Source organism: Companilactobacillus suantsaicola (genome assembly GCF_004745525.1).
GTDB lineage: Bacteria > Bacillota > Bacilli > Lactobacillales > Lactobacillaceae > Companilactobacillus > Companilactobacillus suantsaicola.
The window spans coordinates 1-15,824 of record NZ_RKLY01000023.1 but is presented as its reverse complement, the minus strand read 5'-3'; the positions used below and the strand labels follow the sequence as shown (position 1 = coordinate 15,824).

18 protein-coding genes and 2 pseudogenes are annotated in these 15,824 nt (G+C 37.2%); 16 read left to right on the top strand and 4 right to left on the bottom strand.

Annotation, left to right across the window (positions count from 1 at the left end):
- Nucleotides 1-63: 63 nt before the first annotated feature.
- The 3 genes and pseudogenes from proC to EGT49_RS12780 all read left to right on the top strand — a co-directional run bounded on the left by proC (nt 64) and on the right by EGT49_RS12780 (nt 2,167).
- Nucleotides 64-828, top strand: coding sequence for a pyrroline-5-carboxylate reductase (gene proC, locus EGT49_RS08920; RefSeq protein WP_135373586.1), 765 nt, complete (start codon nt 64-66; stop codon nt 826-828).
- A 146-nt stretch (nt 829-974) separates the two neighbouring features.
- A complete protein-coding gene (locus EGT49_RS08915; protein ID WP_135373584.1) occupies nt 975-1,568 on the top strand; it encodes an ECF transporter S component in 594 nt (197 codons plus the stop codon).
- 60 nt (nt 1,569-1,628) lie between these two features.
- Nucleotides 1,629-2,167 (top strand): annotated as a pseudogene (locus tag EGT49_RS12780) (GNAT family N-acetyltransferase).
- Between the two features lie 54 nt (nt 2,168-2,221).
- Here the strand turns inward: EGT49_RS12780 and EGT49_RS08905 are convergent.
- Entirely contained in the window at nt 2,222-2,896 is a 675-nt protein-coding gene (locus EGT49_RS08905; RefSeq protein WP_135373582.1) for a type 1 glutamine amidotransferase, read from the bottom strand.
- Nucleotides 2,897-2,972: 76 nt separating this feature from the next.
- On the opposite strand from EGT49_RS08905, the gene EGT49_RS08900 reads away from it, so the two are divergent.
- Complete coding sequence (locus EGT49_RS08900) at nt 2,973-4,295, top strand: C1 family peptidase (protein ID WP_135373579.1); 1,323 nt, start codon at nt 2,973-2,975, stop codon at nt 4,293-4,295.
- A 316-nt stretch (nt 4,296-4,611) separates the two neighbouring features.
- On the opposite strand, the pseudogene EGT49_RS08895 reads toward EGT49_RS08900, so the two are convergent.
- A pseudogene (locus EGT49_RS08895) lies at nt 4,612-5,268 on the bottom strand (EAL domain-containing protein); the annotation flags it as partial.
- Between the two features lie 217 nt (nt 5,269-5,485).
- On the opposite strand from EGT49_RS08895, the gene EGT49_RS08890 reads away from it, so the two are divergent.
- Nucleotides 5,486-6,223, top strand: coding sequence for a MerR family transcriptional regulator (locus tag EGT49_RS08890; protein ID WP_135373576.1), 738 nt, complete (start codon nt 5,486-5,488; stop codon nt 6,221-6,223).
- Between the two features lie 692 nt (nt 6,224-6,915).
- Nucleotides 6,916-7,368 (top strand): CopY/TcrY family copper transport repressor, encoded by a 453-nt coding sequence (locus tag EGT49_RS08885; protein WP_135373574.1) that lies wholly within the window; start codon nt 6,916-6,918, stop codon nt 7,366-7,368.
- A 109-nt stretch (nt 7,369-7,477) separates the two neighbouring features.
- Here EGT49_RS08885 and EGT49_RS08880 read toward each other — a convergent pair whose 3' ends face one another.
- Nucleotides 7,478-7,906, bottom strand: a complete 429-nt coding sequence (locus tag EGT49_RS08880) for a GNAT family N-acetyltransferase (RefSeq protein ID WP_135373572.1) — start codon at nt 7,904-7,906, stop codon at nt 7,478-7,480.
- 161 nt (nt 7,907-8,067) lie between these two features.
- Between EGT49_RS08880 and rsmG the strand changes: the two genes are divergently transcribed.
- The 7 genes from rsmG to EGT49_RS12500 all read left to right on the top strand — a co-directional run bounded on the left by rsmG (nt 8,068) and on the right by EGT49_RS12500 (nt 13,121).
- On the top strand, nt 8,068-8,793 hold the full coding sequence (rsmG, locus tag EGT49_RS08875) for a 16S rRNA (guanine(527)-N(7))-methyltransferase RsmG (RefSeq protein ID WP_135373570.1): 726 nt from the start codon (nt 8,068-8,070) through the stop codon (nt 8,791-8,793).
- A gap of 126 nt (nt 8,794-8,919) precedes the next feature.
- Nucleotides 8,920-9,696: a ParA family protein gene (locus EGT49_RS08870; protein ID WP_135373568.1), complete on the top strand. Its 777-nt coding sequence runs from the start codon at nt 8,920-8,922 to the stop codon at nt 9,694-9,696.
- Nucleotides 9,677-10,546, top strand: coding sequence for a ParB/RepB/Spo0J family partition protein (locus EGT49_RS08865; RefSeq protein ID WP_135373566.1), 870 nt, complete (start codon nt 9,677-9,679; stop codon nt 10,544-10,546). The genes EGT49_RS08870 and EGT49_RS08865 overlap by 20 nt, the downstream gene beginning before the upstream one ends.
- A 9-nt stretch (nt 10,547-10,555) precedes the next feature.
- Nucleotides 10,556-10,819, top strand: a complete 264-nt coding sequence (locus EGT49_RS08860; RefSeq protein ID WP_135373565.1) for a DUF951 domain-containing protein — start codon at nt 10,556-10,558, stop codon at nt 10,817-10,819.
- A 3-nt stretch (nt 10,820-10,822) separates the two neighbouring features.
- Nucleotides 10,823-11,926 carry a redox-regulated ATPase YchF gene (ychF, locus tag EGT49_RS08855; RefSeq protein WP_135373563.1) on the top strand — a complete coding sequence of 368 codons (1,104 nt, stop codon included), beginning with the start codon at nt 10,823-10,825 and terminating at the stop codon, nt 11,924-11,926.
- A 15-nt stretch (nt 11,927-11,941) separates the two neighbouring features.
- Entirely contained in the window at nt 11,942-12,688 is a 747-nt protein-coding gene (locus tag EGT49_RS08850; RefSeq protein ID WP_135373561.1) for a DUF1129 family protein, read from the top strand.
- A 283-nt stretch (nt 12,689-12,971) separates the two neighbouring features.
- Nucleotides 12,972-13,121 carry a hypothetical protein gene (locus EGT49_RS12500; protein WP_167849812.1) on the top strand — a complete coding sequence of 50 codons (150 nt, stop codon included), beginning with the start codon at nt 12,972-12,974 and terminating at the stop codon, nt 13,119-13,121.
- 480 nt (nt 13,122-13,601) lie between these two features.
- Here the strand turns inward: EGT49_RS12500 and EGT49_RS08845 are convergent, their stop codons facing one another.
- Entirely contained in the window at nt 13,602-13,751 is a 150-nt protein-coding gene (locus EGT49_RS08845) for a hypothetical protein (protein ID WP_246013823.1), read from the bottom strand.
- Nucleotides 13,752-13,939: 188 nt separating this feature from the next.
- On the opposite strand from EGT49_RS08845, the gene EGT49_RS08840 reads away from it, so the two are divergent.
- The 3 genes from EGT49_RS08840 to EGT49_RS12725 all read left to right on the top strand — a co-directional run bounded on the left by EGT49_RS08840 (nt 13,940) and on the right by EGT49_RS12725 (nt 15,455).
- Complete coding sequence (locus EGT49_RS08840) at nt 13,940-14,602, top strand: ArsR/SmtB family transcription factor (RefSeq protein WP_135373558.1); 663 nt, start codon at nt 13,940-13,942, stop codon at nt 14,600-14,602.
- Between the two features lie 74 nt (nt 14,603-14,676).
- A complete protein-coding gene (locus EGT49_RS08835; protein WP_135373556.1) occupies nt 14,677-15,324 on the top strand; it encodes a DsbA family oxidoreductase in 648 nt (215 codons plus the stop codon).
- Between the two features lie 2 nt (nt 15,325-15,326).
- Complete coding sequence (locus EGT49_RS12725) at nt 15,327-15,455, top strand: hypothetical protein (protein ID WP_281275468.1); 129 nt, start codon at nt 15,327-15,329, stop codon at nt 15,453-15,455.
- Nucleotides 15,456-15,824 lie beyond the last annotated feature (369 nt).

Here is a 15,824-nt window from a genome sequence, read left to right as displayed (position 1 = left end):
CTCATCTAAAAATAATTTCTATATAATGTACAGTATAAACATTGTGAAGGAGAATAGTGCATAATGATTGGATTTATTGGTGCCGGAAGTATCGGAGGGGCCGTTATAACGGGTCTCGTAAAAAATGGATTTGATGCAAATCAAATTATTGTTAAAGGTGGTCGTTCCAACAGAACCCAACTTTTAGATGATCAATTAGGTTTTAAAATGGTCAAGCGTGTTAAACAACTAGAAGACACGGAAGTTATTTTTATTGCAGTTGGTGCCAATGCCTTGGATAGCGTTTTGACTGAATTAAAGGAAATCGCTGCAGGTAAGTTAATCGTTGCCTTCACTGGTAACGCTTCAGTTTCTCATTTGAAGCAAGCACTAGGAGAAGTCAAAGTGGCCCATGCAATTCCAAACACACCAGTTAAAGTTGGAGCAGGCTTTACTGGTATCACTTATTCAAGTGACTTCACTGATGACGACAAGAAAAAAATCGCTTCAATTATGGGTTACACTGGTCAATTAGTCGAAGTTCCAGAAGCACAATTAGGAATTTTAGGCACCGTTGCCGGCTGTTCACCAGCTTTTCTAGATGTTTTCATCGAAGCTTTGAGTGATGCAGGTGTAAAACATGGCTTGAATAGAAAACTAGCTTATGACGCTGCTATTGGAATGGCTATTGGAGCGGCCAAACTGGCTAAACAATCCGAATTGAACGTTTCAGCCTTAAAAGATGAAGTAACTTCACCAGGTGGTTCAACGATTCGTGGCGTGGCTGCGCTTGAAGAATATGGCTTTAGAAATGCAGTTATCAAGGCAGTTGATGCTGCTGAAGGATAGGCTTACAATAATCGTATTGGGACTTCGTGTCCGTAGTGTGCAAAAAAAGCACATCTAAACCCTGCCTGTATGGTGGGGTTCTTTTTTTGTCCTTTTTATCATATTCGGGTAAAATTAAGAAAAATTAATTTGAGGACGTGAGGAATTTGCAAAAACGGAAGGCATATCGGACTGCCATCTTGGGTATTTTAATTGCCATTATTTTTGTGCAATCGATGGTTCCTTTTTTGGGTTATATTCCCACAGGATTCATTAACATAACGATTATTCATATTACAGTGATCGTAGCCGCTATTGTTTTAGGACCTAAAAGTGGTGCGATAGTAGGACTAGTTTGGGGAATTGGTACGGTTATTCGTGCCTTCACGAGTCCAACATCAATTATTGATACAACAGTTTTCACCAATCCCGTCGTCGCCGTTTTACCGAGAATCTGTGTCGGATTGATTGCCGGGTTTATTTATCTTTGGTTTAAGAAGCATACTAGTAAAAAAATTTTAGGGATGGCAATTGCTGCCGGAGTCGGTTCCCTAGTCAATACAGTCTTAGTATTAGGTTTGATGCGTTTGATGTACGCCAACACAATGGCACAAGCATACGCAACCCAAACTGATCTTTTGAATAAAGTATTATTAGTTATTGTCGGTACTAATGGAATTCCGGAAATGATTGTCGCAATTATTGTTGCACCAGCAATTTCAACCGCGATATTTAAAACTAATCGATTTTTGGATAACTAAAATTTTTGTTTTAGACTAAGTAAACAAAATATGTTAATTAAGTTAAAGAAGGTAAGTACGATGTTGTCTTGCAAAGTGTCAGATGATATTAAATTAGCAGTACCGAGGCCTGAAATTGATGGTCCCAAGCTATTCAAATTGTTAGATGGACAAAGAGAATACTTTGAATATTATTTACCATGGTTAAAGTTAACTAAAGTAGTGGATGATGAAATTGAGTTTTTACAGATGACTAATCGCCATATGGGGAAGAATGATTCATTAAACCTTATAATTTGGTATCAAAATGAAATTGCTGGAATGATTAGTTTTAATCATTTTGATCATTTACGAGCTAGTGCTGATATTGGCTATTGGTTGGGTAAGAAATTTCAAGGAAAAAAATTATGACGCAAGCAGTGAAGTGTATGGCTAACTTAGGCTTTGAAGATTATGGGTTAAATCGTGTCATAATCCAAGCAGCTGTTGATAATAAAGCAAGTAATGCAGTGGCTAAGAAAGCTGGCTTTATTTTGGAAGGAACATTACGCCAAAACGAACTATTAGACGATGGTTTCCATGATGAAAATCTATATAGTTTGCTTAAAGAAGACTTATAGTAGTGATTTTATGTCTATTTTTATACAAAAAAAACCCCGGCTTGCCGAGGTTTTTTATTTTGCACTTTCTTTCATACGTTCCTTGTGAGCTTTGATGATTTCGTCGGCGATACCACGGGCGACGTTTTCGTTTTTTAGAATTGGTCCGTGGGAATAGCTACCGATAGTGTTCTTGTAGCGCATACCTTCTTGGCCGTCATCAGGATTGTTGCCGTAACCTTCGACCATTTCACCGAAAGGTTTTAGTTTGGTTTTGTCATCGAAATAAGTTCGGCCACTGTGATTTTCAAAAGCTTTGACAGTTCCCCATGGGGTCTTGTATTCAGTGTCACCGATCATTCTACTATCGGCTTTAAAGACTGTGTGAAGGGGCAATACGTCCAAGCACTTGATTGTTTTCCCACTGCTGGTTTCATAATACTTACCTAAAAATTGGTAACCACCACAGATACAAAGCATTGGTTTGTCAGATTCGATGTAGTCTTTGATGGTTTGGCGGTGCCGTTGAATATCGGTTGCGACGACGGATTGTTCGAAGTCTTGGCCACCACCGAAGAATACGAAATCATAATCGAAGGCGTTAAATTTCATACCGAGGCTGATATTGTCGACTTGAGTATCATAACCTTTTTCTTTTAAAAGGAAACTGAGAATCTTCACGTCACCACTGTCACCGTAAGTGTTCATGAGATCTTCATATAAATAAGCAATTTTAATAGTTTCTGACATAATTTCTCCAATTTGATTAGAAATGTTGTAATTTAGTTAAATAATTGTAATATAGTTTAATAACGAGGTGATGAAATTGACTAAGGAAATCAATAATGAAATTTTAGCAGATTTTAATAAGAACTTAAATCAAGATGCAAGTAATAATGTTCTTAAAAATTCTGTAGCGCAAGTGGGTATCTACAAAGCTTCAGAGGATCCCAAAGTAAAAACAAAGTTAAATCCAACTTTTAATCTCGAAGTTGAAACTGGCAAAGTTTCTAATCAAAAGCAATCTGGACGTTGCTGGCTGTTCGCAGCTTTGAACACATTGAGAACTGAATTTGCTTTGCGTAACAATTTAAAGGATTTCGAGTTGTCACAAAATTATTTATCATTTTATGATCGTCTAGAAAAATCCAATTATTTTTATCAAGAAGTCTTAAAAACGGCTGAATTACCAGTCACTGATCGCAAGGTCAATCATCTATTTGAGAGTCCTAACGGTGATGGTGGTTTCTGGGATTATGCGACAAACTTGATCACAAAATATGGTGTCGTACCAAGTTACGCCATGCCAGAAACACAACCTTCAGAACATACTAACGAATTCGACGATGTTTTGGGCAAATTATTGCGTAAAAACGGAATTGAATTACGTAGTTTAGTTGAAAAGAAGACGAGCCAGGAAGCAATCGACAAACGTGTTGAAGAAATGCTTAGTCAAGTTTATAAACTCTGTGTCTACTCATTTGGTCAACCACCAAAGGACTTTGATTTGTCTCTTAGAACTGATGATGGCAAGTTGCTCGAAGCTGACAATATCACACCCAAAGAATTCTTTAAGAATTACTTTACCACTAACTTGGATGATTATGTCACAATTGAAAATTCACCACAAAAGAGTAAGAAGTATCATCAAGTTTACGCAATCGATACTCAAAATAACATGGTCGGAAAAGAACCTCATACTTTCTTGAACCTACCAATGGAACGTCTAAAAGATTTGACGATTCAACAATTGAAAGGTAATCAATTAGTTTGGTTTGGAAACGACGTCTTACAACAATCAGATCGTAAGAACGGTTATTTGTTAGGCGATTTATATCAATACGACGCACTCTTGGGCATCGACAGCCAATTCGACAAAGGCTTGAGATTAGATTATGGCGAAGCAGAAGTATCACACGCAATGACAATCACAGGAGTTAACTTGAAAAATGGCCAACCAAACCGTTGGAAAGTTGAAAATTCATGGGGCGAAGAGAACGGTAACCAAGGATATTACATGATGGACCAAAAATGGTTTGAAGATTATGTATATGAAGTAGTTATCAATAAGAAGTTCCTTAGTGATGAAGAAAGAAAAGATTTGGAACAAGAACCAGAGTTGTTACCAGCTTGGGATGCATTAGCTTAGAGAGCGTGGAGCAGGCCCGCTTAGGACTTGGCAGATAGCCTAGCTTCACGAATTGCGCGCGTACTTTGCGTGCGATTTGGGAAGCGTAGCTATATGTTGACTCCTGTTGGCTGGAACGCGTTTTAGCTATATCGCATAGAACAATGGTTATAACCCAAAAGACCAATTACTATTCAGAATAGAACAATGGTCATAACCCAGAACAACAACAATTTAAAATAGAAAAAATTTACCAAAACCAAAAAAACAGACGAACCCAACCCCCAATCAAAACAGGAGGCACCAGGTTCGTCTTTTTATATACCAAAAATTAAATTTAAGCCACAACAGCAGCGGGTTTACCATAAAGATAGCCTTGTTGAATGTTAATCCCAAATTTCTGCGCCAAAACTTGGTCATTACCATCCTCAACACCTTCAAGCACCATACCTAAACAGTATTTTTGAGCTTGATGGACCCAAAAAGATAAGCACTCGGGAATCTTTTCAGGTTTTCCAGCCATACGAAAATTTTGCATCGCAAACTTAATGCGGTCAACGTATGGTAAAGTATGCTTAATATTTTCAAACGTATTTGAACCAGTTCCCACATCATCGAGGACTAGAGCAATGTCGTATTGATGCAACAAAGAACTGTATTCTTTGATAATATTCAAAGGCATTGACTCGGTTAATTCAATCGTTAATGAAATAGGAGTAATTCTTTTTTTCAAAGCAATAATTTCTCCAAGAGTTAAAGGGTCCAAAGCTTGTTCCCTGTTAAGGTTAAAAGAAATCACGCGATCAATTGAACCGGTGGCTTCTTTTAAAGACTCCGCAGTTTCTTCGACCAACTTAGTTTGCTCTGCAATAGAAAGCTCGGTGAAATCATCAGGTAAATGCCAAGTCCCGTTATCCTCTTTACGTAACAAAACCTCATACCCAAAAACGGAATCATCACTTTTATTTACTTGTGGTTGAACAAAAAAACTATATTTCGTAAGTCTATCCTCCTATTTCAAAAAAATATTTATTATTTCCAAACCCATGTTTTATGACTTTTCAAAACGTATAGCAATTAATTGCTATGTAATTTTGCTCACAAGGTCTATACCAACACTATTGTAAAATATAACGCCGTTATATGGCAAAAGTACTTGCATATTCCCCAACGTAATAAGGTAAAACAAGAATAGAAAGAGGTGAAAATCTATGTCAGAATACACAACTGGTGAATTAGCAAAGCTAACCAATATCTCCGTTAGAACCTTACAGTACTACGATGATAAGTCTTTGTTGAAACCCAGTAAAATAGTCGGCAACGGTCGTCGTATTTACACCGATAATGATTTACAAAAACTAAAATTAATTTTGTTACTCAAGAATTTGGGCCTATCACTCAAAGCAATTTCCGAGATCATTGAAAGTGATAATTCCATTACAGTTTTACAACTGCTTTTGGAACAACAACAAAAAGCACTTAAAGATTCGTTGAAAGACACTAAAGAGCAATTAAGAACAGTTGAAGAACTAAAAAATCATTTACCACAGATGGAGCAAGTAAATTTAACGACGATCGATGACATAGAAAAAATAATGGATAACAAAAGTAAATTACGTAAAGTACATCTAAGAATGCTCGGTTATGGATTACCAATGGATATTTTAGAGCTAGGAACGCTTTATTGGGGAATTACGCGTCATCAATGGTGGCCCTTTGCAATCGCAATTGTAATAGTTATTATCGCAGCCGCTTGGTTGTCACTATATTATTTTAAAAATACGAATTATATTTGCCCAAACTGTGGGACAGAATTTAAACCAAATTTCAAAAAAGCTTTCTTTGCTAAACACAATCCCAAAGCTCGAAAATTGACTTGTCCAGCTTGCGGCAAGAAAGACTATTGTGTGGAAGTATATGATGAGAAAAAGCCTGTGATGGGAAGATAAGGCTAAATAGCATAGTTCTTTAGTTTGGATAGTGGTTAATTGCCGTCTTCCGTACAAGTCCTGTGATTGGCTGGAACGCTGCCGGCACTATTTTGAGTTTTTGCAAAGTACGCAAAATCTCAAAACTAGGCCTTATTCTAAGCAATAAATTGCTAAGAATAATATGGCGGCTGAGCCATCACAGGACTTGTACTCCAGACTGGATCTCAGTTTTTTTGCAGTATCTCAGTAAATTCTGGAATTGGATAGACTTCTGTTCAGATTCAGCAGTTAATAATTTGATGTAAAAAATAGAGAATCTTACTGGAACGACGGTACATTGCTGCCAACTAGTAAGATTTTTTCTTTTCATACTTGAACGAGAAGTAACGTAAGCACTAGTTAAAATATTAAGTTCCAAATCAGAATAGAAGTAATATTTTTAAATGAATGGAAAGCAAATAATCAATAGAAGTGAAATTCAGCCCGGAACAAAAAACTCAATTGGGCTCAGATGTGAAATTATTCTTAGCAATTTATTGCTTAGAATAAGGCCGAGCTTTAAGATTTTTTCCGGTTTTGAAAAAAGCTTAAAGTCGCGCCCACATCGTTCCAGTCCCAATTGAGTTTTTTGTGGAGGGCGACATACTTAATCTCCCCCAAACAAAAGATTTATGTTATATAATTGTATGCATCAAGAGAGGAAGATTTTGATGGATACTGTAGTACCTAAAAAAGAGCAGAAAAAAGAAATTTCTTCAGCTGAATGGCAAATTATGCGTATCGTCTGGACTTTGAATCACGTGACGAGTACGGAAATTATTAATTTAATGCAACAAAAGCAATCCTGGTCTGATTCGACCATTAAAACTTTGATTACACGTTTAACTAAAAAAGAGTTTCTCAGTCGTAAAAAAGAAGGCGGTCGCTACATCTATTCAGCAACTGTTTCTGAACAAGACACGATGGATGAATATGCCAAGAGTTTGTTCAATGACTTTTGTGCTCACAAGACGGGATCAGTTTTAAATGAACTAATTGATTCACTTGAAATCAGCCGTAACGATATCATAACGCTTCAAAAAACTTTAGATGAGAAGGTTAAGACCGCTCCGGAAAAAGTTAATTGTGACTGTTTGCCAAATGGGTGTGACCATATGTGTTAGAAGCGTTATAATTAAGTTCCTTGGCAGGGGCACAGAGAGTGAAACAAGCCTACTTGTGTAACTCGTTTCAAAAAACCGTTCGAATTTTTTAATTCGAACGGTTTTTTCCTTATCTTAAAATCATATCAATATGTGGGATGCCATCTTCCAAATAAGTTTCAGAGATAGTTTTGAAACCAAAGCTGCTGTAGAAATCTTGTAGATATACTTGAGCTTGAATTCTGATTTTTACATTGGGAAAACGTTGGGTGATTTCTTTTAAGGCCGCGGTGACGATTTCTTTTCCCAAGCCATTACCACGGAATTCTTTGACGACTAAAACGCGGCCGAAAGTGATATGAGTTTGTTTGTTGATGATGCGGGCATAGGCTTTTAATTTGGCATCTTCGACTAAGCAAACATGCAGGTCGTCAAAATCGTCATCGTCTACTTCAGGATAGGGACAATTTTGTTCGACGACGAAAACTTTGGTGCGCTGCTTAAAAATCTCGACTAATTCGTTTGGTTTGAGGTCATTGGTATGTTTAACAATTATCATTTTCGTTACTCCTAAAATTAAGTGGATTCATTATTAATTATAATATTTTTTAATACCTTAAAAATTAGAAAATACAAATCAAAAACAGCATTGAATTAAACGCTTCATTAATATAGGATTAAAGAGTGTGAAACATCTTGTTTCACGAGTGGAGGTATTGAATGAAACCGGAAGAATTTTTTAAAGCTTTAGCTCAAAAAGGTATTGAATTGAGTGATGTTCAAAAAGAACAATTTGCGACATATTTTCATGAATTGGTCGAGACGAATAAGGTCATGAATTTGACTTCGATAACGCAAGAAGATCAAGTTTATTTGAAGCATTTTTACGATTCAATCGTCCTCGGTTTTGTTGATGAAAAGATCTTAAACCAAGAATTGACACTTTGTGATGTTGGTTCGGGAGCTGGTTTTCCATCTTTGCCATTGAAGATCATCAATCCCAAACTCAAGGTGACAATCGTTGATTCATTGAATAAGCGGATTAAATTCTTAGATGGCTTAGTTAAAAAACTAAACTTGGACGACGTTTCCTTAGTTCATGGTCGAGCTGAAGAAGTTGGCAAGAATAGTCAATTTCGTGAATCATTCGATGTTGTAACGGCTAGAGCGGTTGCAGCTATGAATGTCTTGACGGAATTTTGCTTACCACTAGTTAAAGTTGGTGGCCAATTCGTAGCGATGAAGTCGGAAAAAGCTCCTGAAGAAGTTCAAAATGCTGAATTTGCCATCAAGACTTTAGGTGGTGAAATCAAGCAACAAGAATCAGTTGAACTTCCTAATGAAGCAGGGGTTAGGAATTTTATCTTTGTTGAAAAAATTTCTAAGACACCAAAGAAATACCCTCGAAAGCCTGGTACGCCTGCAAAGAAACCACTCGTGAAGTGATGTTGATTTTTAAATAATACTGTAAAAATGATAAGATTATATAGTTATGGCAAAAGCGCCAAAAGTGATTACCATAGATAATATTTTGTGAGATTGTAAGACAATTTCTAGAGATAGGGGAATAAAATGGCACGAAAAATATCTGTTGCAAATCAAAAAGGTGGTGTCGGAAAAACTACAACCACCATCAATTTGGGAGCGTGTTTAACTGATCTTGGTCAAAGGGTATTGATAGTTGATACTGATCCCCAAGGAAACGCTACTAGCGGCTTAGGAATCAAGAAGGCTAACGTTGAAAAAGATGTCTATGATGTTTTGGTCAACGAATATCCATTGAAGAAGACAATTATTCATACTAAACATAAAAATCTTGATATTGTGCCGGCAACAATCCAATTGGCTGGTGCAGAAATGGAATTGACTTCAATGATGGCCCGTGAAACTCGTTTGAGAGCGGGACTACAAGAAGTTGATGATGAATACGATATTATCTTGATCGACTGTCCACCATCTTTAGGACAACTTTCAACTAATGCGTTTACTGCAAGTGATTCAATTATTATCCCAGTTCAAAGTGAATATTACGCTTTGGAAGGTTTGAGTCAATTGTTGAATACCATTCGCCTAGTTCAAAAGCACTTCAATACTAATTTAGCGATTGAAGGAGTTTTGATCACGATGCTCGATGCCCGGACTAACTTGGGTGCTCAAGTTGTTGATGAAGTGAAATCTTACTTTGGCGATTCAGTTTATAAATCAATCGTACCTAGAAATACACGTTTAGCAGAAGCACCAAGTTATGGCCTACCAATCGTTGATTTCGACGACAAGTCAAGAGGTGCACAAGCTTATCGTGATCTTGCTAAGGAGGTGTTAAAACGTAATGGCATCAAGCAAAAATAAAAAAGGTTTAGGCCGAGGAATCGATGCGATTTTTTCCGAATTTGAAGCAATCGATGAAAATAGTGAAACGGTTGTTGATCTAGCCATCGATGATATTCGTCCTAATCCATACCAACCTAGAAAAACCTTCGATGAGGATGCCTTAAACGAATTAGCACGCTCAATCGAACAAAATGGTGTTTTTCAACCAATTATCGTACGTGAAAGTGTCAATGGTTTTGAAATCATTGCTGGTGAAAGAAGATTTCGTGCTAGTAAGATTGCCAAAAAGACGACTATCCCCGCAATCATTCGTCCTTTGAGTGAATCCGGGATGATGGAAATCGCCGTCTTAGAAAACTTACAACGTGAAGACTTAACCCCACTGGAAGAGGCTGATGCTTATCAAACGTTAATTACCAAGCTTAATTTAACGCAAGAACAAGTTTCCCAAAGATTGGGTAAGAGTCGACCTTACATCGCTAACTACTTACGACTATTGAATTTGCCGGAAGCGACTAAAAAATTGGTCCAAAGTGGTAAATTATCAATGGGACAAGCTAGAACGTTGTTGAGTTTGAAAGATAAGGACCAAATCGACCAACTGGCTAAACGAGCTGTGAATGAAGATTTAACTGTTCGTCAACTTGAACAATTGGCCACGGAGTCAAAACACAACAGCAAGAAAAAGAAAAAGGCTGTTCAGAAATCACCATTTATCAAAGCTACCGAGGAAAAATTGGTGGAAAGATTTGACACACCGGTCTCAGTGAAAGAGACTCGTAGTGGTCATGGAAAACTCGAAATTGATTTCTCGAATACGGATGATTTGAACCGTATTTTAGACATATTAGGAATCCATTTAGATTAGAGGAATTGTATGTTTAAACTTGGAGATATTATTGGAATGAAAAAACCTCATGCTTGTGGGGAAAACCGCTGGGAAGTTATCCGAATGGGTGCGGATATTAAAGTCAAATGCCTAGGCTGTGGACACATCGTAATGATTCCACGGGCTGAATTCAATAAGAAATTCAAAAAGGTATTGACCCAAGCTGACCAGGTGAAATCGGAAAACGAGCAACATTACTTGAGAAAAGATCAACTAATGCCACCTAATATTATGAAGAGAAATGAGGAATAACTAATGGCTTTAACTGCCGGAATTGTCGGACTACCAAACGTTGGTAAGTCAACTTTATTTAACGCTATTACAAAGGCTGGTGCCGAAATGGCTAACTATCCTTTCGCTACTATTGAACCTAATGTGGGGATGGTTGAAGTACCAGATTCACGATTGGCTAGAATTGATTCATTGATTCCTGCTAAAAAGCTGATCCATACAACTTTTGAATTTACTGATATCGCTGGTATCGTCAAGGGTGCTAGTAAAGGTGAAGGACTTGGTAACAAGTTCTTGGAAAATATTAGACAAGTTGATGCCATTGTTCACGTTGTTCGTGCTTTTGACGATGACGACATCACCAGTGTTACGGGAAAAGTTGATCCACTAGATGACATTGAAACAATCAACCTAGAATTAGGGATCGCCGATTTAGATAGCATCAACAAACGTTATACAAGAGTTGAAAAAGCTGCTAAAAGTGCTAAGGATAAAGAAGCTCAAGCTGAATTTGCAGTACTTGAAAAGATCAAGCCAGTTCTTGAAGAAGGCGGAGCGGTTAGAACAATCGATTTTGACGAAGAAGAACAAAAGATCGTTAAGGGCTTGTTCCTATTAACTTCAAAACCAGTTTTGTATGTCGCTAACATCGCTGAAGACGACATGGCTGATCCAGAAGGTTCTAAGTACTACAAACTAATTGAAGATTACGCTCAAAAAGAAGGAGCCCAAGTAATCGGTGTTTCTGCTAAAACTGAAGAAGAAATCGCTGAACTAGATGACGACGAAAAGAAAGAATTCCTTGAAGCTGAAGGTGTTTCTGAATCTGGTTTGGATAAGCTTATCAAAGCTAGTTACAAGTTATTGGGTCTTAGAACATTCTTTACTGCAGGTGGTAAGGAAACACGTGCATGGACATTCCATGAAGGTATGAAAGCACCACAAGTAGCCGGAATCATCCATTCTGACTTTGAACGTGGTTTCATTCGTGCCGAAGTTATGTCTTTTAGTGATTTAGATGAATTAGGCAGTGAAAAAGCTGTTAAAGAAGCCGGTAAACTACGTGTCGAAGGTAAAGATTACGAAGTTCAAGACGGTGATATTATCGAATTCCGTTTCAACGTTTAGTCCAGGGGGAGCAAAATGTCAGAGGATTTAAGAGAAAAGAATAAGAAGGCTGCACAAAAGCAACAAGCCGCGTCAGCTAAGAGCGATAAAAAAGAAGAAGTGACAAGTCAGATTTATAGTGCCGACGCAGATGACTTGCACAAGAAACTCAGTAACAAAAATGCCGAATACGTTTTTAAGTTGAACAAGTACTTGCTTGAAAATGGATTTAAGGAAGAAGAAGCAAAAGAAATCATTGACGGATTACTACCAGAAATGGTTGAAAACCAAATCAAAGGTATACCCGCTAATCAACTTTACGGACCAGTTACTCAAAAGGCCCAAGAAATCGCCCATCCAGTCAAGAAACCTAAGAAGACACCATTCTGGGGACTATGGATCGATACAGCTTTACTATTCTTTGCTTTGTTTGGATTACTATACGGAATCGTTGCCTTAACATCCAAGAAGGCCGATCCAAATAATCAAACTGGTATCTTAACCTTGATCGTCTTGTCATTAATGTGGGGTGCATTGTTAACATGGTTCAACGACCAAATGCGCCTACCAAAATCACAAAGACCAGGTTGGGGAAAGACAATTGCCTACTTAGTAGTAGGAATGGTCGGAATGTTCTTGTTCCTAGGAGCAATGGCATTCGTACCAACAACCATCAATCCAACCTTGAATTCAGTAGGATACTTCGTCTCAGCCGCTATAGCATATGCAATTAGATTTGGCTTTAGAAAGTATATGGGAATTAAGGAAAGAACATTTTTCTAGAGCGTGTAGCAGGCCCGCTTAGGACTTGGCAGATAGCCTAGCTTCACGAATTATCCGCGTACTTTGCGGATGATTTGGGAAGCGTAGCTATATGTCCAAGTCCTGGCCTGCGGAACGCGTTTTAGCTATACCGCATAGAACCGTGGTTAAAAACAAAAAAAGCCTCAACAGAATTTACTGAAAAATTCTATTGAGGCTTTTTTACATCACAAGAAAAAATTTCTTATCAAAAAGTAATAGAAATCACGTCCTAATCATCATACAATCCTAATGAGGTGATAATATGACAAAAACTCCAGCTACACCAAATTCAGAAGTGATGAAATCTCTAGATGAAGTTGCTGATGATCAAACCAATAAAGTGCCCCTCCCTAAATTCAATACAGTCAAATCACTAATGAATGACTTAGAACAAGAGAATCCCCAAAAATAAGCTAACAATCTGCATGATATAATCAAATAAGGACGCAAATACGGAGGGGAACGTATGATGATAAAAGAAATAATAAAATTACTTGTGCCACCAATGAGAAGTTTCAGGGATGATGGATTGTTTGAATGCTTTGATAGTGTAGGATCAGTTTTATGGACCCAATAGTAAAGAAATTAATTAAGGCAATCGTACCACCTATTTTCTTTATTGCAGTAGGATTAATAAATTTTTTGTTAAAAAGAACGGAACGATCAAAAAAACAATTCAAATCTCTCATCTTTATCGCGTTATTTTATTTTGTAGTAAATTTATTTTAATGAGACAAAAAGTTTTACGCTATAAAAAATAGACCAAGGTAATTAAAGTCGATTACCTTGGTCTATTTGTCATAATATTCCAATGACAGTTCGCAGTCATGTTCTCTTTACTCGATATTGATACTCAATTTTTCCCATAGCGAAAGCTAACTTATTTGATGTTTCAAGACTTGTGTTGTCCCAAGTTTTCACGAGCTTTGTATGCTGCGTAAGCACTTTCTAATCTCTCGCATTCAGCCTCATATTCACGTTTAAATTCTGGGTTTTTGAGTTCTTCTTTTAGAAGATCATCAATAGAAGTTCCTAGTTCCATAATTATCGCTCCGTTCCATCAGAATATTCCTACTTTTACCATAGATTTATTGTACGACATACGCTACTGATGTTCAGTATAGAAATCTTTCTAATTTTAAAAATACACAAAAATTGACAATCCACAAAAACTAATTAAACTAAAGCTATTCAATCAATTACTCAAATACTGTCAAAGGAACCAAAAAAATGAACAAAATAGCTAATGAATACAAAACTAATCTCTACAGTGAATTGTCAAAAATCGGTAAAAGTTTATCCAGTGATCGTCGTCTAGAAATACTAGATTTGCTCTCTCAAAGTGAAAAAACCGTCGAATCCCTATCAAGACAGTCAGGAATGACCATTGCCAACACTTCCAGACACTTAAAAAATTTACGTGAAGCCAATTTAGTTAAGTATAAAAAGCAAGGTAATTACGTAATTTATCAATTAGCATCCCCACAAGTTGAACAATTATTTTATTTGTTACGGGATGTCGGTGAAAACCAACTGTCAGAGATGAAACAGCTCCAAAATCAATTTAACCTCGAACAAAAAGTCCAAACACTAGATCTATCAGCGGCAATTAAATTACTTGCTCGAGGCGATGTTCAGTTATTAGACGTTCGGCCAAAAGAGGAATTTGATGCAGGTCATATCAAAGGGGCCATCAATATCCCCGCTGACGAATTGAAAAAAGAATTGCAACAACTCGATGCCAAAAAGGATATTATCGTTTATTGTCGAGGACATCTCTGTGCTTTAACAAATCAAGCAGCACACCTGTTAAATGAGAATGGTCATCACGCATACAGTTTGAACGAGAGCTATTACGATTGGCGTGAATTTGTCAGTGAGCAAGCAAATTGACATAGTGATAAATCATGCTAGTATAAAACTATTCAATCAATTAGTTGAATAGGAAAGATTAGAGGATAAAATTTATGGAAATCAAATACTGGTCAGATATTGCTTGTCCATTTTGCTATATCGGCTCAACAAGAATGAAAAAAGCTTTAAAAGAATTAAGCCTATATGATGACACACCTTTAGAATTCAAATCATTCCAACTAGATCCAACCTTACCAACCACAACCGATAAGACAATGCTTGAGAACTTCTCATCCGGACATGGAATGACCACTGAACAAGCAACAGCTCAAATTGAACAAATTTCAAAAATGGGAGCTTCCGACGGATTAAAAGTTGATTTACTAAACGCCGTACCAACCAACACACTCGATGCTCACCGTTTGATCAAACTGGCAGATTCATTGGGTGATCGGGATTTAACTGAAAAGGTTATCGATGCTTTCTACCAAGTGTACTTCAGCAAGGGCGAATCAATTGCCGACCACGACGTCTTGAAAAAAGCCGCTACCGCAGCCGGTTTAGATGCCGAAAAAATTGACGAAGTACTCAACAGCAAACAATTCGAAAAAGAAGTCCGGACTGACCAAATGGAAGCCCAACAATTAGGAATCCAAGGCGCTCCATTCTTCGTCATCGACAACAAATACGGAATTTCCGGAGCCCAACCATACGAAACCTTTGTTCAAGCTCTACAACAAGTACAAGCCAAGGAGGGATAATTATGGACGACAAGAAAAACACGTTCCAAAGCCTAGGCAGCGATGAAAGTGCCGTTTGTGGCCCAGAAGGTTGCAACATCAACGAACACCGCGCGCAAGAAGAAAAGAAACAAGAAAATAAGAAGAACTAAAAAGAAATAAAAGTAAAACCAAAACAGCATCCATTCAGAAAACCTGAATAGATGCTGTTATTTTTTAAATCATTTAAATTAAAACTACCAAAATTTTTCGTGATATATAGTTAAAGGTCGATAACGCATCCAGACTATAAAACAATTGTCCATTAATCTCGAATAGAATTTATATTCAATTCAGAATTCATTGAGACAACGCATAGATCTGTATTCTAGTCTGGAGCAACAGCTCGGGGAAATGCTCAGCCGTGAAATTTCTACCAGAAGTCAAGAGAAATACTGATTTAATAGTAATTATAGTGAAGTTAATTTGTTATAGATCTAAGACATCAGTCAGATGGTATGAACCAAGGCAAAAATAGTCTT